Origin of the sequence: Mycobacterium sp., from assembly GCF_032159775.1 — a bacterium.
Taxonomy (GTDB): domain Bacteria; phylum Actinomycetota; class Actinomycetes; order Mycobacteriales; family Mycobacteriaceae; genus Mycobacterium.
In genome coordinates this window covers 17,282-38,562 of record NZ_JAVHWK010000105.1, presented here as the reverse complement: position 1 = coordinate 38,562, position 21,281 = coordinate 17,282, and the positions used below count along the sequence as shown (strand labels likewise).

19 protein-coding genes and 1 pseudogene are annotated in these 21,281 nt (G+C 65.9%); 2 read left to right on the top strand and 18 right to left on the bottom strand.

Annotated features, from left to right (window positions below; translation table 11 throughout):
- The 6 genes from secA to QOJ24_RS11645 form a co-directional block, all read right to left on the bottom strand.
- A partial coding sequence (gene secA, locus QOJ24_RS11670; protein WP_526261250.1) for a preprotein translocase subunit SecA occupies nucleotides 1–2,627 on the bottom strand: 2,627 nt, incomplete at its 3' end.
- A gap of 90 nt (nucleotides 2,628–2,717) precedes the next feature.
- Nucleotides 2,718–3,356 carry a ribosome hibernation-promoting factor, HPF/YfiA family gene (gene hpf, locus QOJ24_RS11665; RefSeq protein ID WP_526261263.1) on the bottom strand — a complete coding sequence of 213 codons (639 nt, stop codon included), beginning with the start codon at nucleotides 3,354–3,356 and terminating at the stop codon, nucleotides 2,718–2,720.
- A gap of 332 nt (nucleotides 3,357–3,688) precedes the next feature.
- Nucleotides 3,689–4,327 (bottom strand): ComF family protein, encoded by a 639-nt coding sequence (locus QOJ24_RS11660; protein ID WP_526261248.1) that lies wholly within the window; start codon nucleotides 4,325–4,327, stop codon nucleotides 3,689–3,691.
- 31 nt (nucleotides 4,328–4,358) lie between these two features.
- Nucleotides 4,359–5,300 (bottom strand): ornithine cyclodeaminase family protein, encoded by a 942-nt coding sequence (locus QOJ24_RS11655; RefSeq protein ID WP_526261261.1) that lies wholly within the window; start codon nucleotides 5,298–5,300, stop codon nucleotides 4,359–4,361.
- Between the two features lie 11 nt (nucleotides 5,301–5,311).
- Nucleotides 5,312–6,175, bottom strand: a complete 864-nt coding sequence (locus tag QOJ24_RS11650) for a PhzF family protein (RefSeq protein ID WP_526261246.1) — start codon at nucleotides 6,173–6,175, stop codon at nucleotides 5,312–5,314.
- 12 nt (nucleotides 6,176–6,187) lie between these two features.
- The gene (locus QOJ24_RS11645; protein ID WP_526261244.1) at nucleotides 6,188–6,517 is read right to left on the bottom strand and encodes a transcriptional regulator; all 330 of its coding nucleotides are present in this window, start codon (nucleotides 6,515–6,517) and stop codon (nucleotides 6,188–6,190) included.
- A 146-nt stretch (nucleotides 6,518–6,663) separates the two neighbouring features.
- On the opposite strand from QOJ24_RS11645, the gene QOJ24_RS11640 reads away from it, so the two are divergent.
- Nucleotides 6,664–7,968: a DUF2252 domain-containing protein gene (locus QOJ24_RS11640; RefSeq protein ID WP_526261242.1), complete on the top strand. Its 1,305-nt coding sequence runs from the start codon at nucleotides 6,664–6,666 to the stop codon at nucleotides 7,966–7,968.
- A 9-nt stretch (nucleotides 7,969–7,977) separates the two neighbouring features.
- Here the strand turns inward: QOJ24_RS11640 and QOJ24_RS11635 are convergent, their stop codons facing one another.
- From QOJ24_RS11635 to QOJ24_RS11615, 5 genes are all read right to left on the bottom strand, one after another.
- Entirely contained in the window at nucleotides 7,978–8,424 is a 447-nt protein-coding gene (locus QOJ24_RS11635; protein ID WP_526261240.1) for a QcrA and Rieske domain-containing protein, read from the bottom strand.
- 93 nt (nucleotides 8,425–8,517) lie between these two features.
- A complete protein-coding gene (gene lpqB, locus QOJ24_RS11630) occupies nucleotides 8,518–10,275 on the bottom strand; it encodes an MtrAB system accessory lipoprotein LpqB (RefSeq protein WP_526261238.1) in 1,758 nt (585 codons plus the stop codon).
- Complete coding sequence (mtrB, locus tag QOJ24_RS11625; RefSeq protein ID WP_526261236.1) at nucleotides 10,272–11,921, bottom strand: MtrAB system histidine kinase MtrB; 1,650 nt, start codon at nucleotides 11,919–11,921, stop codon at nucleotides 10,272–10,274. Before mtrB ends, lpqB begins: the two co-directional genes overlap by 4 nt.
- A 49-nt stretch (nucleotides 11,922–11,970) precedes the next feature.
- A complete protein-coding gene (mtrA, locus tag QOJ24_RS11620) occupies nucleotides 11,971–12,657 on the bottom strand; it encodes a two-component system response regulator MtrA (RefSeq protein ID WP_011895547.1) in 687 nt (228 codons plus the stop codon).
- Between the two features lie 48 nt (nucleotides 12,658–12,705).
- A complete protein-coding gene (locus tag QOJ24_RS11615) occupies nucleotides 12,706–13,335 on the bottom strand; it encodes a dTMP kinase (RefSeq protein WP_526261234.1) in 630 nt (209 codons plus the stop codon).
- A gap of 93 nt (nucleotides 13,336–13,428) precedes the next feature.
- On the opposite strand from QOJ24_RS11615, the gene QOJ24_RS11610 reads away from it, so the two are divergent.
- Nucleotides 13,429–13,791, top strand: a complete 363-nt coding sequence (locus tag QOJ24_RS11610) for a hemophore-related protein (RefSeq protein WP_526261232.1) — start codon at nucleotides 13,429–13,431, stop codon at nucleotides 13,789–13,791.
- A 257-nt stretch (nucleotides 13,792–14,048) separates the two neighbouring features.
- On the opposite strand, the gene QOJ24_RS11605 is transcribed toward QOJ24_RS11610, so the two are convergent.
- The 7 genes and pseudogenes from QOJ24_RS11605 to QOJ24_RS11575 all read right to left on the bottom strand — a co-directional run bounded on the left by QOJ24_RS11605 (nucleotide 14,049) and on the right by QOJ24_RS11575 (nucleotide 21,279).
- Nucleotides 14,049–15,314 carry a lipase family protein gene (locus QOJ24_RS11605; RefSeq protein WP_526261259.1) on the bottom strand — a complete coding sequence of 422 codons (1,266 nt, stop codon included), beginning with the start codon at nucleotides 15,312–15,314 and terminating at the stop codon, nucleotides 14,049–14,051.
- Nucleotides 15,315–15,446: 132 nt separating this feature from the next.
- Complete coding sequence (gene ahcY, locus QOJ24_RS11600; protein WP_526261230.1) at nucleotides 15,447–16,919, bottom strand: adenosylhomocysteinase; 1,473 nt, start codon at nucleotides 16,917–16,919, stop codon at nucleotides 15,447–15,449.
- 77 nt (nucleotides 16,920–16,996) lie between these two features.
- A complete protein-coding gene (alkX, locus tag QOJ24_RS11595) occupies nucleotides 16,997–17,641 on the bottom strand; it encodes a TetR family transcriptional regulator AlkX (RefSeq protein WP_526261228.1) in 645 nt (214 codons plus the stop codon).
- Complete coding sequence (locus QOJ24_RS11590; protein WP_526261226.1) at nucleotides 17,638–17,820, bottom strand: rubredoxin; 183 nt, start codon at nucleotides 17,818–17,820, stop codon at nucleotides 17,638–17,640. The genes alkX and QOJ24_RS11590 overlap by 4 nt, the downstream gene beginning before the upstream one ends.
- Before the next feature lie 41 nt (nucleotides 17,821–17,861).
- On the bottom strand, nucleotides 17,862–19,046 hold the full coding sequence (locus tag QOJ24_RS11585) for an alkane 1-monooxygenase (RefSeq protein WP_526261257.1): 1,185 nt from the start codon (nucleotides 19,044–19,046) through the stop codon (nucleotides 17,862–17,864).
- Nucleotides 19,047–19,301: 255 nt separating this feature from the next.
- Nucleotides 19,302–19,723, bottom strand: a pseudogene (locus QOJ24_RS11580) (hypothetical protein); the annotation flags it as partial.
- A gap of 77 nt (nucleotides 19,724–19,800) precedes the next feature.
- Entirely contained in the window at nucleotides 19,801–21,279 is a 1,479-nt protein-coding gene (locus tag QOJ24_RS11575) for an amino acid permease (protein WP_526261224.1), read from the bottom strand.
- Nucleotides 21,280–21,281 lie beyond the last annotated feature (2 nt).

Sequence of the window (21,281 nt, the reverse complement as noted above, 5' to 3'; positions counted from 1 at the left end):
GCCTGCGCACGCTCCTTCGTCGCGACGCCACCCTCCTGCGCCTGCGCAGCCGCCTCTGCGGCGAATTCGGTCAGCCCGGTCGGCGCGGCGACGGGAGCCACCTGCGCTGCGGGCGCGGCGGGCACCGCTTCGACGGTGACGTTGAACAGGAAGCCGACGGCCTCCTCCTTCATCGCGTCGAGCATGCCGTTGAACATGTCGAAGCCCTCGCGCTGGTACTCGACCACAGGATCCTTCTGCGCCACGGCCCGCAGGTTGATGCCCTCCTTGAGATAGTCCATCTCGTAGAGGTGCTCACGCCACTTCCGGTCGATCACGTTGAGCAGCACATTGCGCTCGAGCTGGCGCATCGCCCCCTCGCCTGCGAGCTCCTCGAGCTGCTTCTCGCGCTCGGTGTAGGCGCGCTCGGCATCCTCGATCAACGCGTCGAGCAGCTCCTCGCGGGTCAGCTCGCCTGGCTCGCCGATCGCATCGGAGTCGATCAGGTCGTGGTGGTCGATGCTGACCGGGTACAGCTGCTTCAACGCGGTCCACAGCGTTTCGAGATCCCAGTCTTCCGAGTAGCCCTCGGATGTCGCGCCGTCCACATAAGCCGTCAGCACGTCGACCATCATCCCGTGCGCCTGCTCCTTGAGGTTCTCCCCTTCGAGGATGCGCAGGCGCTCGGCGTAGATGACCTTGCGCTGCTGGTTCATCACCTCGTCGTACTTGAGGACGTACTTGCGGATCTCGAAGTTCTGCTGCTCGACCTGCGTCTGCGCGCTCTTGATGGCGCGGCTGACCATCTTGGCCTCGATGGGCACGTCGTCGGGCAGGCTCAGCCGGGTCAGCAGCGATTCGAGCGCAGCGCCGTTGAAGCGCCGCATCAGCTCGTCGGCGAGCGACAGGTAGAAACGGGACTCGCCAGGGTCGCCCTGGCGGCCGGACCGACCGCGCAGCTGGTTGTCGATGCGGCGAGACTCGTGTCGCTCGGTGCCGAGCACGTACAGCCCGCCCGCGGCGATCACCTCTTCGGCCTCCGACGCGGCTTCGGCCTTCACACGCGGAAGCAGCTCATGCCAGGCGGCGTCGTAGTCCTCGGCCGTCTCGACCGGGTCGAGTCCCTGATCGCGCAGCCGCTTGTCGGCGAGAAAGTCGACGTTGCCGCCGAGCACAATATCCGTGCCGCGGCCCGCCATGTTGGTGGCCACCGTGATCGCGCCACGGCGACCGGCCTCGGCGATGATGCCTGCCTCCTGCTCGTGATACTTCGCGTTGAGTACGTTGTGCGGGATGCGGCGCTTCTGGAACTGCCGCGACAGGTACTCCGAGCGCTCCACGCTCGTGGTGCCGATCAGCACCGGCTGGCCCTTCTCGTAGCGCTCAGTGACGTCGTCAACGACCGCGATGTACTTGGCCTCTTCGGTCTTATAGATGAGGTCGGACTGGTCGGCGCGGACCATCGGCTTGTTGGTGGGGATGCTCACCACGCCGAGTTTGTAGATCTCGTGCAGCTCGGCGGCCTCGGTCTGTGCGGTACCGGTCATCCCGGCGAGCTTGTCGTAGAGCCGGAAGTAGTTCTGCAGCGTGATGGTGGCCAGCGTCTGGTTCTCGGCCTTGATCTCGACCTTTTCCTTGGCCTCGATGGCCTGGTGCATGCCCTCGTTGTAGCGGCGCCCCAGCAGCACGCGGCCGGTGAACTCGTCGACGATCAGCACCTCGCCGTCGCGGACGATGTAGTCCTTGTCGCGCATGAACAGCTCTTTGGCCTTGATCGAGTTGTTCAGGTAGCTGACCAACGGCGAGTTGGCGGCCTCGTACAGGTTCTCGATGCCGAGCTGATCCTCGACGAACTCGACGCCTATCTCGTTGACGCCGATGGTGCGCTTGCGGATGTCGACCTCGTAGTGCTTGTCCTTCTCCATCATCGGCGCCAGCCGCGCGAACTCGGTGTACCAGTTCGACGCCCCGTCGGCCGGACCGGAGATGATCAGCGGCGTGCGGGCCTCGTCGATCAGGATGGAGTCGACCTCGTCGACGATGCCGTACGCGTGCCCGCGCTGCACCATGTCCTCGACCGTGTGCGCCATGTTGTCGCGCAGGTAGTCGAAGCCGAACTCGTTGTTGGTGCCGTAGGTGATGTCGGCGCCATAGGCGACGCGACGCTGGTCGGGTGTCATCTGGGCCAGGATCACGCCGACATCGAGGCCGAGGAAGCGGTGCACGCGCCCCATCCACTCGCTGTCGCGTTTGGCCAGGTAATCGTTGACGGTGACGACGTGCACGCCCTTGCCCGACAGGGCGTTCAGGTAGGCGGGCAGCACGCAGGTCAGGGTCTTGCCCTCGCCGGTCTTCATCTCCGCGACGTTGCCGAAGTGCAGGGCGGCAGCGCCCATCACCTGCACGTCGTAGGGCCGCTGGTCGAGGACGCGCCAGGCGGCCTCGCGGGCCACCGCGAACGCCTCGGGCATCAGGTCGTCGAGGTCCTCGCCGTCGGTGTAGCGCTTCTTGAACTCGTCGGTCTTGGCGCGCAGCTCGGCGTCGGAGAGCTTCTCGGCGTCGTCGGACAAGGTGTTGACGTAGTCGGCGACCCGCTTGAGGCGCTTGACCATGCGGCCTTCGCCGAGCCGGAGCAACTTATCGAGCACGCTGATTTCCCCTGTGGGTCTGATGGATCTCGTGATGTATTAGACGACGTCCATCGTAGGTGACTCGTCGAACCGGCCTGTCGACCGAGGTCAGGCCAGGCGAATCAACCCGTAGTCGTAGGCGTGCCTGCGATACACCACGCACGGCCTGTCGCTCTGTTTGTCGTGGAACAGGAAGAAGTCGTGTCCCACGAGTTCCATCTCGTAGAGCGCATCGTCCACGGTCATCGGCTTGGCCGGGTGTTCCTTGGTGCGGACGATCTGGCCGGGCTCGTGGAACTCGACGCCGTCGACCGACCCGGATTCGTCGCCGTCGCGTTGGACGAACGCCTCGGGCGCCGACACCATCGTGGCCTCTGCCAGCGACACCGGCCTCTTGTCACCGTAGTGAACCTTGCGGCGGTCCTTGCTCCGCCGTAACCGGTTCTCGAGTTTGCAGACCGCCGCCTCGAGGGCGGCGTAAAAGCTGTCGGCGCACGCCTCGCCCCGCACGACCGGTCCCCGGCCCCGCGCAGTGATCTCCACGTGTTGACAGTTTTTGCGCTGGCGCCGGTTGCGCTCATGGTCGAGTTCGACATCGAAGAGGTAGATGCTGCGGTCGAATCGTTCGACGCGGGCCAGTTTCTCTGAGACATAGATGCGGAAGTGATCGGGGATCTCGACGTTGCGGCCCTTGACGACAACCTCGGCATGAGGCGCGGGCGCGGTCTCTTCGTCTTCAACGATCATCGAGCGGTCTGTTTCCATGGAACGGATTGACATGCTTGGCGACTCGTTTCTGTTTCGCGTCGCACGCGCACTGCGTGCCTACCTGGCAGATATGCACCGACGGGGCACGAGTTTTTTCGCCGCTCGCCGGTACAAGGTGTCGATCAGTCACCTCCTACCGCTGGGCGATGGTTGGCGCTTCTTGCCAGAGCGCCGCCGTGAGGTGTTCACGGGCGTTGGACCCGACGGTAGTCCGTGTTCACCCACTAGTGCCAGTAATTTCGCCTACCTGTTTTCAGTTCTTCACACGCGTTTGATCTCCGAGAAATTGGCCGCCCCGTCACGCTTGCCGCTCAGGCGTTGGCGAGCACGAGAACGGCGACCACCCGGGCGCCAGTAGTTTGCAGGACACGCACCGATTCGGCGACGGTGGCCCCGGTGGTGACGATGTCGTCGACCACCACCACGTCGCCCGACAGCCGGTTGCGCGACCCGCAGAGCCGGACCCGGCCTGCCACATTGCGCTGGCGCGCCGCACCTGACAGTCCGACCGAGTCGCGCACCAGTGCCGTCATCCGAAGTGCTGGAACGACCCGCGCGTCTGGACCACCCGACGTGGCCGCGACCGCCATCCGCGTGACGGGGTCTCCGCCGCGCCTTCGCGCTGCGTGACGACGGGTCGGCGCGGGCACCACCGTCAGCGGCGAGCCGACCATGCCCCACGTCAGCAGACGCCGCAAGCCGTCACCCAGCGCGTCGGCCAGCGGGCGGATCAGGTCCGCCCGGCCGTGCTCCTTGACCGCCACGATGGCGTTGCGGCGCGCGCCTGCGTAGCGGCCCAGCGAGAAGACCGGCACGCCGGGGGGGACCCGCGGCGTGACGACGTGCGGCGCGTCGGCGCCAACCGCGAGTCGGCGCGCGCAGGCGGCGCACCACCGGGTCGACGGGGCGCCGCACCCGCCGCACTCCAGCGGAAGAACCAGGTCGAGCACGTCGCCAGTGTCGCGACGGGCGGTGACATTCCTACAGTTTCGCCAGCGTCACCTCGGCGGCGACGAGGTCTTGCGCCCCTATCCCGACGAGCTTGGCGACGGTGATGTCGCCGTCCGACGTACGGCCTGCAACCCGGCCGGAGATCACTTCGCCCAATTCCCCCGCCACCTCGCCGATCGAATACCGGCCGGCACGGATCGCCCGGTGAACATCACCGTTGGCCTCCGCGGTGTCGCGTGCGTCCACGAAGACACGGGCACGCTGCAGCGCCGTCGCGTCGAGCTCGCTTTTGTTCGGGTCGTCGGCACCGACCGCGGTGATGTGCTGGCCGTCGTGCAACCACGCCCCCTGTACCAGCGGTTCGCGCGACAGCGTTGCGGTGATCAGGACGTCAGCGCTTCGCACTGTGCGTTCGATATCGGTCGAACAGCGGATCTCGACGCCGGGCAGCTTCGAACTCAACCGCGCCTTGAGCCGCTCGGCCTTCTGCGGGCTGCGAGCCCAGATCGACAATGTCGCGAACGGCCGCTCTCGATACAGCGCCAAGGGCTGCCAATAGGCCTGCACTCCTGCCCCGAGCACGGCGGCGGTGCCGACCTCGGCAGGCGCGAGCGCTCGCGCGGCCACCGCGCCCGCCGCGGCGGTCCGAATGTCGGACAAGTAGTGCTCCTCGTTCAGCAGGGCCAGAGTTTGGCCGGAACGACTGTCGAAGACGCCGACGAATCCGCCCTGGGGCAGCCCGCGTTCGACGTTGCTGCGGAACCAGGGTGAGACCTTGACGATGTAGACGTCGTGACCGCGCAGGCTGCCGGTCTTCACGTAGACGTCACCCAGCTCGCTGCGCTCGGCGGGGAACATCACGACCAGCCCGTTGTCGGCGAGGCCCGCGCTGGATTCCGCGAAAGCACGCGACATGGGCTCGATCAAATCTTCGAAACTCACAGTGGCACGGACTGTTTCGGCGCTGATCATGCGGATGCCGGTCATGGACGGGCATCGATCGTGCCGTGTCCGACGACGGAGACGTCGCCGCCGACGTTCACGGTTCGCACGTGGTTCGCACTGCCTTCCGGCCGAACGCGTAGTTCGCTTGGCCTGCCGGTGAATTGGCCCTGATGCAGAATGAACGTCTGCCCGCCGTGAGCCATGCCGTGGCGCAGGCGGTAGGCGCCGATCGTCCCAGCGGCGCTTCCCGTGGCCACGTCCTCGATGATTCCGTCGTTGTTCCAGTGCCGGACTTCGACGGCGGCTTCGTCGAGCAACACCGCGAATTGCGCTTTGGCACCGTCCAGCAACCCCGTGATGTCCTGTGTGATTCGGGCTCGCGCCAATGCACCGGGCCGGACCGGCACGATCAGGTAGCGAAGGCCGGTGCTCACCACTTCCATCGGAAGGTCGGCCATCAGATCGTCTGGCGCGAGGTTGAAGGCATGGGCGATCGTGTCACCGTCGTCGAATGTCCCCAGGAACTCCGGCGCGCCCTGGTTCAGCCAGCCCGAATAGCCGTCGTCGGTGACCTCAGTCGTGATTTCGACTGTCTTGGCCACCAATTGGAACCGCCAGCTCTGCGCACCGGCAGCTCCCGAGTGCTTGTGCAGGACCGCCGCCGCCCCGATGATCGGGTGTCCGGCGAAGGGCAGTTCATCGAACAGGTCGAAGATTCTGGCCTCGACAGTGTCGGGGCGATCTGTGGGTCGAAGAAAAATCGCTTCGAAGTGCCGCAACTCCTGAGTGATTCGCAGCATCTGTTCTGCACTGAGGTTTCCGGCATCGGGGAACACCGGCAGGCTGTTGCCCCCGAACGGGTTTCGGGTGAAGACGTCGACATGGCTGTAGGCGAGGCTCATCACATCGTCTCCTCAAAGCTCAGAGGCGAGATCGTCGGTGAACCGGCCCAGCGCCGACTCGTCACGCCGGTAGAAGGTCCAACCCTTTTTGCGCGTCGCGATCAGCAGTTCGGCCTCGGTCAGCAGCGTCAGGTGGCGGGACGCCGTTGCGGGCGCGATCCCGAGCTTGTCTCGGATGAAGTCGGCGCAGACCCCGTCGCTGACGAGGTCGCCATCGGTCTGCGGGGGAAAATTCGCGGTCGGATTTTTGAGCAGCGACAGAATCTCGAGGCGCACCGGACTCGATACGGCCTTGATCGTCTTCAACAGCGCGCCCGAGCGAGCCACTTCGCGATTTCGCATAAATACGAAATTAGCTGATCAGATGCACCTCGTCAAGGGTCCTCGGTGGCCGGTGTTCGCCGACTTCTGCGCCATGGCTGCGGGAACTCGGGCATCGCAGCCGCCACGCAGATTTCGCCGGCTCATTGTCTGGGTACTCCCTGTGAATGACCGATCGAGAGTCGCAGATCGTGGACTGCCTCGAGCAGGCCTTTGCCGGCCTGATGAAGGCCGACCCCGACGCGTTCCGCACGAAGTTCCGCAAGATGGCCGCCGACCCGTTCGCGTTCTACCGCGGCAGCGCCTGCGTCTTCTACGCCGACGTCGCCGATCAGGAGGACCGATGGGCTGGCGAGCGGACCGGCCGGGTCTGGATCCAGGGCGACCTGCATGCCGAGAACTTCGGCACATACATGGACGGCTCGGGGATGCTGATCTTCGACGTCAACGACTTCGACGAGGCTTTCGTCGGGCACTTCACCTGGGATTTGCAGCGGTTCGCGGCCAGTGTTGCGCTGCTTTGCTGGCAGAAGGCGCTGTCGGACAACGTTATTCGCGATTTGATCGCGGCATTCACCCGCTCCTATCTCGATCAGGTGACGTGGTTCAGGCAGACCGACGACGACTCGACGTTCTCGTTGAACCTCGACACAGCCCGCGGGGCGGTGCTTGCCGCCCTGCAGGACGCGCGCCTGTCGACGCGCTACGAGATGCTGCACCGGATCACCCATGTCGACGACGCGGACCGCCGGTTTCGCCACAACTCGGGTGTGCGCGAGCTCGACGAGGCTGAATACGAGAAGGTCAAGGCCGCATTCGAGGCCTATCAGGACACCATCCCGAAATCGAAGAAGTTCCGCGAAATCGCCTACGACGTCAAGGACATCGTCGGCAGAACCGGCTTCGGCATCGGCAGCGCGGGCCTACCGAGCTACAACGTGCTGATCGAGGGCTTCAACCAGGCGCTCGACAACGACATCGTGCTGTCGATGAAGCAGGGCAACGTCGCCGCGCCGAGCCGGGTCGTCGACGACGAGGCCGTGCACAAGTACTTCAAGAACCAGGGGCACCGCACCGCGGTATCGCAGCGGGCGTTGCAGGCGTACGCCGATCCCCTGCTCGGCCACACCGAGATCGACGGGGTCGGTTTCGTCGTCGCGGAGCTCTCGCCGTATGAGTCCGACCTCGACTGGAGCGAACTGACCGAACCCGACGAGCTGACCGAGGTGATCGAACAGCTCGGCCGTGCGGTGGCCAAGGTGCACTGCGTCGGTGACGCCGACAGCGACCAGGAGCTCGTCGGATTCCAGACCGAGGACGCGATCGCAGAAATGATCGGGGACCGCACCGACGAGTTCGTCGACGACATCGTCGAATTCGGGCTCACCTACGCCGCGACCGTACGGGAGGACCATCGGCACTTCGTCGAGGCATTCCGCGAGGGCAGGATTCGCGGCGTCAGCTCGGCCTGACCGGTGCGGTCACATCAGTACGATTGAATCGCCCTGCACCGAAACGGCTTTGGACTCCAGAGGCCTGGCCGCCGGACCGTTGGCGACGGTGCCGTCCAGGTTGAACTTGCTGCCGTGGCATGGGCAGTCGATCGTGCCGTCGGCCACCTTGTTCACCGCGCATCCCTTGTGCGTGCAGGACGAGGAGAACCCCTTGAACACACCGGCGGTGGGCTGGGTCACCACCACGTCGTCGACGATCACACCCGAACCGACCGGCACGTCGGCGGTTTTGGCGATCGCACCGCCTGCCGCCTCAGCGGGTGCTGGGGTCGTTACCGCCTCGCTGCTTGCCGCGGGTTCGTCTGCGGGTTTGTCTCCGCCATCGCCGCAGGCCGCGAGCGCACCCGCGGTCAGTACGAAACCGGCACCGCGGATCACCTGCTGGCGTGGCACATGGACGTCATTGATGTTCATCGCGGACCTTTCGGCGGGCTGGGCCTACAACCCTCCAGACAGGAAACGCCATCACACGCGTTTTGTCTGCGTAACTCGTAAAAGCGTCAGGGTTCAGCCCGGCAGCACGGGTATCGCACCCGGCGTCATCAACGGACGGACCTCGACCCAGCGCGGGTCGTTCTCGGCCGCCGAGCCCGACAGCTGCAGGATGCCGCGGGCGTCGGCCACGTACACCGTCGACGGGTTCGCGGCCACGGCCCCCACCGGCATCAGCAGGTTGCGGCTGGGGCCGTCGGAGTTCACCCCGTCGAGGTTGACATAGGACACCGGGTGCTGCGGATCGGTGCGGCTGACGACGATGTCGTCGCCGGTGCGCCAGCACAGCGACACGACGGTGTTCTTGAGGCCGAAGCCCAGCCGGCGCGGATACGTCAGCGCGAACCCGCCGCCCGGCGTCTGCTCGACGCTGGCCAGGATCACCTGTCCCTCGATCAGGATCGCCGCGCGCGTTCCGTCGCGGGACAGCTGCAGCTCGGCGATCGGCCCAGGAAACCGGGTGGACACCGCCGTGGAGTCGACCGGGATGCGGCCCGGCTGCCCCGACGCATCCTGCACCGTGCGCACCACGTTGTTGCCGTCCACCACCACCCATACCGCGTCATCCAGTGACCATGTGGGACGCGAGAGCGACCGACCGTCCATCGCCTGCAACGGATTTCCGCCGATCGGACCGACCCATAGCGACGACGCCATCTCCGGTGCGCCCGCGTTCAGCGTCACCACCGACGCCGCGTCCTGGCCGCTGCGCGACACGGCCGCCCCGGTCTGATTGGGCGTCGCACCAAACGGGCCGGGAACACGCGGGGCGCGTTGTCCATCCAGTGCCACAAACGACCCGTCGACCAACGCGTGCAGCCCGGCGGCCGCGCCGTCGGCCGCACCGGGGTCGGTGGCCGCGACGTCCGAAGTCTGCCAGCCCTCGGCGAACCTGTCGTCCAGCGCCGCGCCGTCGGCGTTGATGACGTAGGGGCCGTTGATGCCGGCGCGAGACAGTGTCCAGATGATCTGTGCCGCAAGAAGTTGGCGGCTATGCGGGTCGGTGGTGGACAGGTTCTCCAGGTCGATGCGGGCACCGCCGTAGCCACGGCCGACCCCCATCTTGCCGCCGTCGGCCCGAGTTACCGGTCCGCGCAGGCGCAGCGGCGGGCCGAGCAGGTTGCGCACGGTGTTCGCCATCTCCGGACGCGGGCCTGCGATCAGCTTGGTGACCAGTTCGGTGGCCAATTGGTCCGGATCGGACACCGCGACATAGCGGGGATCAGGAACCACGGTCTTACCGGTCGGGTCGGCGAAGTACAGGGTGTTGCGCTTGTAGGTCTCCTGAAACTGTTGCCAGTCAAGGAAAACCCCGTTCGGCAGCTTGTCGATGCGCCAGCCGCCCGACGTCTTCACCAGGTCGATCGGTCCTGGGTCAGGCAGCGCACCCTCGCCCGTTTCGAACACCCCGATGTCGGAAAGCGAACCGAGGATGTCGGCGCGCATGGTGACCGAAACCTTGTCCGGGCCCCGAGTTTCGACGAACACAACCCGGTCGATCAGCAGCGCGCTGCCCGCGTCGTCCCAGCCGCTGGACGCGGATTCGGTGAGGAACTGTCTGGCGGCCAGGTGGCGGTTGGACGGATCTGCGGTGGCCTTGATGAATTCGCGCAACAGCACATCGGGATCCATGTTGGGCGTCGGCTTCGGCAGGCTCGGTGGTGCGGGACGGTCGACGGTTCCGATCGCCTGGGGCGCCGACGAACTGGGCACCCCAGCACATCCGGCCAACACCAGCGCGCACGCGGACAGGACGGCGAGCAGGCGCTTCACACGCTCTCCCCCGCCGGTTGCCGTTCCTTTTCCGAGCTCTTTGCCTTGCGTTCGCGCCCAACAGGTTTCAGCGGCAGCGGGCTCGTCGTCACCTTGTGGCCGCGGATCAGCGGCAGGGTCAGCCGGAAACAGGCGCCCTTGCCGGGCTCGCCCCACGCCTCGAGCCTGCCCTGGTGCAGCCGGGCGTCCTCGATGCTGATGGCCAGACCGAGCCCGGTGCCGCCGGAGCGCCGGACCCGTGACGGGTCGGACCGCCAGAACCGGCTGAACACCAGCTTCTCCTCGCCGGGCCGCAATCCGACGCCGTAGTCGCGGACGGTGACCGCCACGGTGTCCTCGTCGACGGCCATCCTGATCCGCACCGGCTTGCGCTCCGCGTGGTCGATGGCGTTGGCGATCAGATTGCGCAGGATGCGCTCCACCCGGCGTGGGTCGACCTCGGCGATGACCTCCTCGGTCGGCACGTCGACGATGAGATCGATCTGGGCGTCGCCCGCGAGGTGGCCGACGTTCACCAGCGCGCTCTGCACGGTGTCGCGCAGGTCGACCGCCTCGACGGACAACTCCGCGACGCCCGCGTCGTGCCGGGAGATCTCGAGCAGGTCGTTGAGAAGCATCTCGAACCGGTCGAGTTCGTTGACCATCAGCTCGGTTGACCGCCGCAGCGCAGGCTCGAGTTCGTCGTTGTGGTCGTGAATCAGGTCGGCGGCCATCCGCACCGTGGTCAGCGGGGTCCGCAGTTCGTGGCTGACGTCGGAGGTGAAGCGGCGCTGCAGGTTGCCGAATTCCTCGAGCTGGGTGATCTGCCGCGACAGGCTTTCGGCCATGTCGTTGAAGGACACCGCAAGCCGCGCCATGTCGTCCTCGCCGCGCACCGGCATCCGCTCGGTCAGGTGGCCTTCGGCGAACCGCTCGGCGATCCGCGAGGCGGACCGCACCGGCAGCACGATCTGGCGTGCGACGATCAGCGCGATGGCGGCGAGCATGAGCAGCAGCACGACACCGCCAGTCGCCATCGTGCCGCGCACCAGTGCGATCGTGGATTCCTCGTTGTTCAGCGGAAAGACAAGGTACAGCTCGAGATTGGTGACGGGCGACGACGTCGGGGTGCCGACGATGAGAGCGGGCCCGGAGAAGCCGTCCGTGCGCACCGTCGCGTACTGGTAGCTGACCTGGCCGGCCTTCACGAAGTCCCGCAGGGCGTTCGGGATCTGCGCGACGGGACCCGCCGAGGTCGCGGCCCGCGGACCGTCACCCGGAACGACGAGCACGGCGTCGAACGCGCCCGCCAGTCCCGCGCCCGCATCAGCCTTGCGGTCGATGAGCGTGTTGCGGGCCAGTTGAAGGCTGCTGTCCAGCGACCGGGTCTCCTCGCCGCCGACGATGCCGCTGACGGTGTTGCGGGCCCGCTCGATCTCCTCGGTGGCCGCGCGCACCTTCACCTCGAGGATGCGATCGGTGATCTGGCTCGTCAGCACAAAGCCGAGCACGAGGATCACCGCCAGTGACAACCCGAGCGTCAGCGACACCACCCGCAATTGCAGGGAACGGCGCCAGGCAAGGCTTAATGCTCGACCGAGCGCGCCCAACCCGCGAATCAGTGGAGCAGATCGCCGCTGAATGCGCCGCTTCGAGCTGAAGATCACGGCGACCGCCTGGCGGTCAATGTCACGGCCGCGGCCCAGCCGCGCAAGGTCACGGAGGTCCGGCCTTGTATCCCACTCCTCGAACAGTCAGCACAACTTGCGGATTCTCAGGATCCTTCTCAACCTTCGCCCGCAGACGTTGGACATGCACGTTCACCAAACGGGTGTCGGCGGGGTGCCGGTAGCCCCACACCTGTTCGAGAAGCACATCTCGAGTAAACACCTGCCTGGGTTTGCGTGCCAGCGCCACCAACAGGTCGAACTCCAGCGGGGTCAGCGAAATCTGCTCGCCCTGCCTTGTCACCTTGTGGGCAGGCACGTCGATGTCGACATCGGCGATGGAAAGCATCTCCGCCGGCTCGTCTTCGTTGCGGCGCAGCCGGGCTCGCACGCGTGCGACCAGCTCCTTCGGCTTGAAGGGCTTCATCACATAGTCGTCGGCGCCGGACTCAAGGCCGAGCACCACGTCGACGGTGTCGGTCTTGGCCGTCAGCATCACGATCGGCACCCCGGAGTCGGCGCGCAGCACACGGCACACGTCGATACCGTTCATGCCGGGCAGCATCAGATCCAGCAGGACCAGATCGGGCCGCAACTCGCGCACGGCGGTGAGCGCCTGGGTGCCGTCGCCGATGACTGCGGTGTCGAACCCTTCACCGCGGAGCACGATCGTCAGCATCTCGGCGAGCGAAGGGTCGTCATCGACGACCAGGATCCTTTGCCTCATGGAGTCCATGGTGTCACCAAATCGCGATAAATCGCTGATAGCGCGCCCGCGAGTCGGCTATTTACCCAGCTCGACAGCTAGCGCTGTGCCGTCGGTGTCCGGGCCGGCCACCAACCACCGGCCTACCCACGCGTTCGCGGCCAGCTCCGAGTAGACCCGGCCGGTGCGCCGTTGCAGACCGTCGTCGCGCTCGTAGGCGTCCTTCGCCCGGTCGGCTTCGGTGTTGGCGCGGTGCTCCGCCCGCTCGGCTGCCAGCTCGGCAGGCACGTCGAGCAGCACCTGCCGGTCGGGTGCAGGCAGCCGCAGCCGCCCGTACTCCAGCTCGCGCACCCACGCCACCACATCGCCGTCGGCGTCCTGGTGCAGACGGGCTGCGCTGTAGGCGGCGTTGGAGGCGACCCAGCGATCGAGGATCACTACGTCGTACTCCGCCTGCAGGCGGTCGATCTCCTCACGGGCGCCCGCGCGGTCCATGGCGAACAGCACGGCCATCGCGTACACCGAGCCGGACAGGTCACCGTGCCCGCCGTGGAGGGCCTCGGCGGCGATGTCGGCGGCCGCCGATTGGCCGTACCGGGGAAACGACAGGGTTGCCACCGTTCTGCCTTCGGACTCGAACGCCGCGCGCAGGCCGCGGGTCAGCGTGCGCTTGCCAGCACCGTCGACGCCCTCTATCGCGATCAGCACGGGGGCGAGCCTAACCCGCTCGTTGTCTTCGGGTTTCCTGTCAGAGCGCTTGTGATCGGGGCAACCAGGCACAGCCTGTTCAAAACTAGGGGAATGAAATTGCTCGTGAGCACGGCGATTGTCGGTGCGGCGCTTTTCGCGGCGGCTCCCCTCGTGCACGCCGATGAGGACCCTAACGCCAATCCGCCCAACTGCAGTGCCGCCGACCTGGAATTCGCGCGGGCAGGCGTGCAGCAGGCGACGGCCGACTACCTCTTCAGCCATCCCGACGTGAACAACTTCTACAACTCCCTGGAAGGGTTGACGCGCGACCAGTCAACGGTGAAGGTGCAGGCGTACATGAAGGCGCACCCAAAGACGAAGGCGGACTTGACCGGCATCCGCCAGCCGTTAGCAGACATCAAGACCCGCTGCGGTAACCCGGCGCCGATTCCCCCCGCTGCCCAGAATCCTTAGGGCCGCGTGTGTGAATTCAACGACGGTTTCGAGGGGGAATTCGTCGTGAGGTTCGCGATCGATGACGCGACTGTCAGGACTCGACGCGACGCACCACAGCGCCCGCCCGTCGTGGTTGTAGAGAGATGCCCGCCTTTGAGCGACAAAGTCGCCAGTAGTTAGTCGAGCGCCCGCTTCAGCGACAATGTCGCTCAGAGGCGGGCACTTTGCCGACGGTTTCCGGCGGCGGCTGATACCACTCCCGATACCCTCGCCAGCTAGAACTCTCCGCAGTTCGGTGTGGTCGGCACTCCGTTGAACCGGTCGGCGACCCACTGCATGGCCCGCTCGCCGTCGACGAGCATCGGCAGGGCGTGGTTGATGATCGCCTTGTTGAGAAACGGCGGCTCTTCGTTGGTCCAGAACTGGACGTCGGCACCCTGGGCGCACCAATCGCGACCGAGCTGGTTGGCGCCGGTCCACGGCACCAACGGGTCGAATCGGTTACTCAGGATCATCACGGGCGCATTGGGTTTGAAGCGGCCGAGCCGTTGCTCCTCGAACAAGCTGCTGAACGGCTCCTCGTTGACCAGCTGGAAGATGTCCTCGGTGAAGTACGGCTGCAGATGCCGGAACATGAACTTCGTGAGCGTCTCGGCGACGCACTGGTCGGCCACCTTGAAGAGCATGTCCTCACCGCGTGGCGTCAGCTTCGATCGGATCGCGTCGGCATGCTCCGGATAGGCGGTCATCACCGAGTTGAGCGCATAGCCGACGGCGCCCACCAGCACGCTGCCATCGGCATAGGGAAACAGTTCCTTGAGGTCGGCGGGCGGCGCGCCGGCATAGGTGCCGACGACGTTCAATTCCGGTGCGTATGACGACGCCAGTTCGGCCGCCGCCGCTGCTGCGCCACCGCCTTGGGAGTAGCCCCAGAAGGCAAGGGGGCCATCGGGGTTCAGCGAGGTGTCCGGCAGGTTCTTCGCCGCGCGGGCGGCGTCGAGCATCGCGTCGGCCTGCGGCACCCGGGCGACGTACGTGTGCAGGCCGGGTGTGCCGAGTCCCTGGTAGTCCGTCATCACGATCGCGAAACCGCGCGCGACCATCGTCGAGACGAACAGCTCCTCGTAGTTGAACGCCAGGTCCAGAAACGGCCGCCAGTGGATGCCCTGGTTGAACTGACGCGACGGCGCGCACTGGTCGCCCTGCCCCTGGGTGCCGGGCCCGTACACGATCAGCGGGCGCGGTCCACCGCCGGGCCAGTCGTTGTACGGCTCAAAGTAGGTGCCCGTGACCGCCATGGGATTGCCGTGAATGTCGGTGCTGCGGTACATGATTCGGGTCGCGTCGGCCATGATCATGCCGAGTTGACCGGACGGCTCCAACACCAGCCGGGACGGCTCCGTGCGGATCAGGTCACCCGGCGCGCCTGGCGGTAGCGGGTCCGGCGGCGTGTAGAACTCCTGGTAGGCGTCCTCGTTGAAATACGGATCGTGCGCGTCGTTCGTCGGATCATCGGCATGAGTGGGTGGCGAGACCCCCATGGAACCGATCAACAGAAGCGCAAGCAGAACCCCCAGGAATCCCCGACCCACCGGGCGACCCTAACGACGAAACTGCGGACAGTGCGCGCTTTTCGGCTGATTCGCGATCTGTCCGCAGTCTCGAGCGTGAAATCAGTAGCGGTAGTGCTCCGGCTTGTACGGACCGTCCACGTCGACGTTGATGTACTCGGCCTGCTCCTTGGTGAGGCGGGTCAGCGAACCACCGAGTGCCTCGACGTGGATCTTGGCGACCTTCTCGTCGAGATGCTTGGCCAGCCGGTAGACCTCGTTGTCGTACTCGTCGTTCTTGGTCCACAGCTCGATCTGTGCGATGACCTGATTGGAGAAGCTGTTGCTCATCACGAACGACGGGTGACCGGTCGCGTTGCCGAGGTTCAGCAGCCTGCCCTCAGACAGCACGATGATGGAATGGCCGTCCTCGAAGACGAACTCGTCGACCTGCGGTTTGATGTTGATCCGGCGGATCTTGGGATCCTTCTCCAGGCGCGCCATCTCGATCTCGTCGTCGAAGTGGCCGATGTTGCCGAGTATCGCCTGGTGCTTCATCGCCTTCATGTGCTCGAGGGTGATGATGCCCTGGTTGCCGGTCGCGGTGATGATGATGTCGGCCCAGCCGACGGCCTCCTCGACCGTCTTCACCTCGAAGCCGTCCATCAGCGCCTGCAGCGCGTTGATCGGGTCGATCTCGGTCACCGCGACGCGGGCGCCCTGCGCCTTCAGCGCCTCGGCGCAACCCTTGCCGACGTCGCCGTAGCCGCAGACCAGCGCGGCCTTGCCGCCGATCAGCACGTCGGTGCCGCGGTTGATGCCGTCGATCAGCGAGTGCCTGGTGCCGTACTTGTTGTCGAACTTGGACTTGGTCACGGAGTCGTTGACGTTGATGGCCGGGAACTGCAGTTCGCCTGCGGCGGCGAACATGTACAGCCGCAGCACGCCGGTGGTGGTCTCCTCGGTGACGCCCTGCACCGACTCGGCGATCTTGGTCCACTTCGTCTTGTCGGTCTCGAAGCGCTTGCGGATGAGCGCCAGGAACACCTTGTACTCGTCGGAGTCGTCGTCCTCACCGGGAGGCACCACGCCCGCCTTCTCGAACTGGGCGCCCTTGAGCACCAGCATGGTGGCGTCACCGCCGTCGTCGAGGATCATGTTGGCAGGCTCGCCGGGCCAGGTCAGCATCTGTTCGGCGGCCCACCAGTACTCCTCGAGGGTCTCGCCCTTCCACGCGAACACCGGGACGCCCTTGGGCTCCTCGGGTGTCCCGTGCGGGCCGACGACGGTCGCAGCGGCCGCATGGTCCTGGGTGGAGAAGATGTTGCACGACGCCCAGCGGACCTCGGCGCCCAGCGCCACCAGGGTCTCGATCAGCACCGCGGTCTGCACCGTCATGTGCAGCGAGCCGGACACTCGCGCGCCCTTCAGCGGCAGCACGTCGGCGTACTCGCGGCGCAGCGCCATCAAGCCCGGCATCTCGTGTTCGGCGAGCCTGATCTCCTTGCGGCCGAACTCAGCCAGGGACAGGTCGGCCACCTTGTAATCGATGCCGTTGGCAACATCGGCGGTCAGCCGCTGCTCAGTCGTTGTCATGCTCGTCCTTCTTCTCCACGCAATTAATTAGCTTATTTACACATTAGCCCGCACAACCCGGTCGTCCCAAGCCGCGGCTAATTCGATTCGATGACACCGTACCGTTCGGCGAACGGCGTCATGAGACGTGCCAGGTCGCGGGCCACATCGTGGTCTGCTTCCGGGGGCATCGAGACGTAGCTCATCGCCAGCCGCACGATGGCACGGGCCAGCACGCCGGAGTCCTCCTCGCTGGCGCGCACCCAGCTCTGGATGAAGGTGTCCGTCAGGCGTGCCGAGCAATGCGTGATGATCGGGCCGCTGTCGGTGGTGATGAGCTGCAGCAGGTCGGGCTTGGTGCCGCCGGTCAGCAGCGAGATGACCAGCGGGTCGGCGGCGGACTCCGAGAAGAAATCCCGGAAGCCCTCCAGGAACGCGGCGTAGATGTCGCCGACGTTGCCGATGATCGCCTTCTCGACGGCATCAACGAGACGGTCGGCCAGCCGCATCGCGTAACCCTGCGCGAGGCCCTGCCGCGAGCCGAACTCGTTGTAGATGGTCTGACGGCTGATGCCCGCCGCGCTCGCGACGGCCGACAGCGTGATCGACGACCAATCGCGGGTGAGCAGCAGGTCGCGCATGCCGTCCAGGATCGAATCGCGCAGCAGCACCCTCGACGCTTCGGCGTAGGGGATGCGCTGCGCGGTCCGAACCTCGTTCACAGGGGCGACGATAGCCGTCAAGAGCGCGCGACCTCGACCATCTCGAAATCGGATTTGGCCGCGCCGCAGTCCGGGCAGCTCCAGTCGTCGGGGATGTCGTCCCACCTGGTGCCGGGGGCGATGCCGTCTTCTGGCCAGCCCTTCTCCTCGTCGTACTCGAAGCCGCACTGCACGCAGACGAACAGCCTGTAGTCGTTCATGTCGTTACCTTCCTTCGTTGACTCTGCGCGCAGCGCGAGCGTCACTCGCACTTCTCCGCCCTGGGCGCATCGTCATTCGCGGCCGGCGGCCCGTACGCGGCGAGCACCTTGTCGCGTACCCGCGGATGGATGTTCACCCTGCTGATGTCGCCGTCGTAGTGTTCGAGCACCCGGTGGTCCATCACCTTGCGCCACAGCGGCGGGAAGTACGTCAGCCCGATCATCGACGCGTAGCCGCTCGGCAGGTTCGGCGCACCGTCCATGCTGCGCAGTGTCTGGTAGCGCCGGGTCGGGTTGGCGTGGTGATCGCTGTGCCGCTGCAGGTGATACAGGAACAGGTTGGTCACGATGTGGTCGGAATTCCAGCTGTGCACCGGCGTGCAGCGCTCGTAGCGTCCGCTGTCGAGCTTCTGTCGCAGCAGCCCGTAATGCTCCAGGTAGTTGACCGTCTCGAGCAGCGTGAAGCCGAACACGGCGGAGATCACCACGTACGGGATCAGCGCGAGCCCGAACGCCACGATCAGTGCGCCGTAGAGCAACACCGACATCGCCCACGCGTTGAGCACGTCGTTGGACCAGTGCCACGGGCTCTTCTGAGCCCGGCGCAGCCGCTTGGCCTCCAGCTCCCATGCGGACTTCAGGCTGCCGAACACGCTGCGCGGCAGGAATTCCCAGAACGTCTCGCCGAACCGGGCCGACGCGGGATCCTCCGGGGTGGCGACACGGACGTGGTGGCCGCGGTTGTGCTCGATGTAGAAGTGGCCGTAGCAGGTCTGCGCGAGCGTGATCTTGCTCAGCCAGCGCTCCAGTTCGTCCTTCTTGTGGCCCATCTCGTGGGCGGTGTTGATGCCGACCCCGCCGAGGACACCGACCGAGAGGGCGAGGCCGATCTTGGCCGCCCAGCCAAGCCCGCCGTCGAAGCCGAGCCAGCTCAGATCGGCGGCGGTGAACAGATACGCGCCGAAGATGACGCAGGCGTACTGGAACGGGATGTAGATGTAGGTGCAGTACCGGTAGTACTTGTCGTTCTCCAACCGCTCCATCACCTCGTCCGGCGGGTTCTGGCCGTCAGGCCCGAACCGCAGGTCGAGCGCGGGCAGCAGGATGTAGAGCAGGATCGGGCCGATCCAGAACGGCACCTGGGCAACGGTGTGCCAGCCCCACTGGTTGAACGCCCACACCAGCGGCAGCATGACGAACAACGCGGTCGGGGCAATCAGCCCCATCAGCCACAGATGCCGTTTCTTGTCTCGCCACGCCTCGATTTCGGTTTGCGTCAATTGGGCCGTCACGACGGTCCACCTCCCTGTGAGTGTCATCACCTTGATGACTTGACTATAGAGGCGGATTTGTCGCCTGTCTAGACACAGATGGCAATTTTGTAAACAAGCTCCTCGATCGTTTAATCGGGCGCGCCTCGCGACGCTGACCGTCGGTTAGCGCGCCGAAATCACAGTGCGGATGACTGCTGCGACCCTTATGCGTAGGTGCGCGCGCCAGAGGCTGTTGAGTTCGGTACGGCGCTGCAGTGCGTTGTCCATCAATCTGGCCCCACCACTGCGCTTCGCCGAGGCTTCGACAACGGTCAGCGCGAGGGCGGTCACCGCATGTCGTTGACCACGACGACGTCGACCGGTTCCAAGTCGCGGCGCCTGACGCTGGTTCCAGGGTGGCGCCGGCCGTGGCTGTTGCGTGGCGTAGTCACTTCGACTACAGCGGGCGCGAACTGTGTCAAGCCGTGCCACCACGCCGCCGTAAGTCCGCTCGCGGCCGCCTGCATCCCATATCCCCAGACAGCTGCTCGGATGCGCGCCGCGTCGGTGAACGGTCGATCGTCGACGAAGTAAACCCCGCGCCCGCATCGCTTCCACTGGCCGGACGCGATTCGTCTCTCCGCCGCTCGCCTGATGTGACGCGGCGACGGGCGCCAAACGTTCCCCTACTCGCGAATCGGGCGCGCTTGACGACGCTCGCGGTGGATTAGCGCGCCGAATCCGCGGCTGCCTCCCGTTTGGCGAGCGCCGAGTGCTTGCGGCCGTACAACAGGTAGACGACGATCCCGATCGCCATCCAGATGATGAAGCGGATCCAGGTCAGCGCCGTCAGGTTCAGCATCAGCCACAGGCAGGCCACGATCGCGGCGATCGGCAGCCACGGCACCAGCGGCACGCGGAAGGCACGGTGCAGGTCAGGGCGGCTCCGGCGAAGGATGATGACGCCTGCCGAGACCAGCATGAAGGCGAACAGCGTGCCGACATTGACCATCTCCTCGAGCTTGGTGATCGGGAAGAACGCCGCCGCTGCCGCCACCACGACACCGACGATGATGGTCAGCCTCACCGGCGTGCCGTGTTCGCCTGTCTGGGCCAGCTTGTGAGGCAGCAGCCGGTCGCGCGACATGGCGAACAGCACGCGGATCTGGCCGAGGATCAAGACCATGACGACGGTCGTCAGCCCGGCCAGTGCGCCGACACTGATGAGCGTTGCGGCCCAGTCGACGCCGTTGAGCGTGAACGCCGTCGCGAGGTTGGCGTCCTCGCCCGCCCTCGCCAACTCGGTGTAGGAGACCATGCCCGACAACACCGCGGCCACCGCGACGTAAAGCACGGTGACGATGGCCAGCGTCCCGAAGATTCCGCGGGGCACGTCGCGCTGCGGATCCTTGGTCTCCTCTGCGGTGGTCGCGACGACATCGAATCCGATGAACGCGAAGAACACGATCGACGCGCCGGCCAACAGGCCGTACCAGCCGTAGTTGCTGCTGCCTGCGCCAGTGAGCAGCGAGAACAGCGACTGCTCCCCCGCAGCGCCGCCGGGTTCGGCAGGCGGGACGAACGGGGTGTAGTTCGCCATCTTGATGTAGAAGGCGCCCACCACGATGACGACGAGGACGACGGCCACCTTGATCAAGGTGATGACGGCGCTGACGTTCGACGACAGCTTGGTGCCCAGCGCCAACAACGTGGTGACGATCGCGACGATGATGACGGCACCCCAGTCGAGGTTCAGTGGGCCCAGTGCGATCTCGCCGCCCGCGAATCCGAACACCTCACCCAGATACGTCGACCAGCTTTTGGCGACCGTTGCGGCCCCGACCGCAAACTCGAGCACCAGGTCCCAACCGATGATCCAGGCCACCACCTCGCCGAAGCTGGCGTAGGAGAAGGTGTAGGCGCTGCCCGCGACGGGGACGGTGGAGGCGAACTCGGCGTAGCACAGGGCCGCCAGCCCGCACGCGATCGCGGCGAGCACGAACGAGATCGATATGGCAGGCCCGGTGATGCCGCCTGCGGTGGACGCGGTGATGGTGAAGATGCCCGCGCCGATCACCACCGACACCCCGAAGACGATCAAGTCCCACCAGGTCAGGTCCTTGCGCAGCCGGGTCCCCGGCTCGTCGGTGTCCTCGATGGACTGCTCGACGGACTTGGTTCGCCGGCCCAGCAATACGCGATCCATAC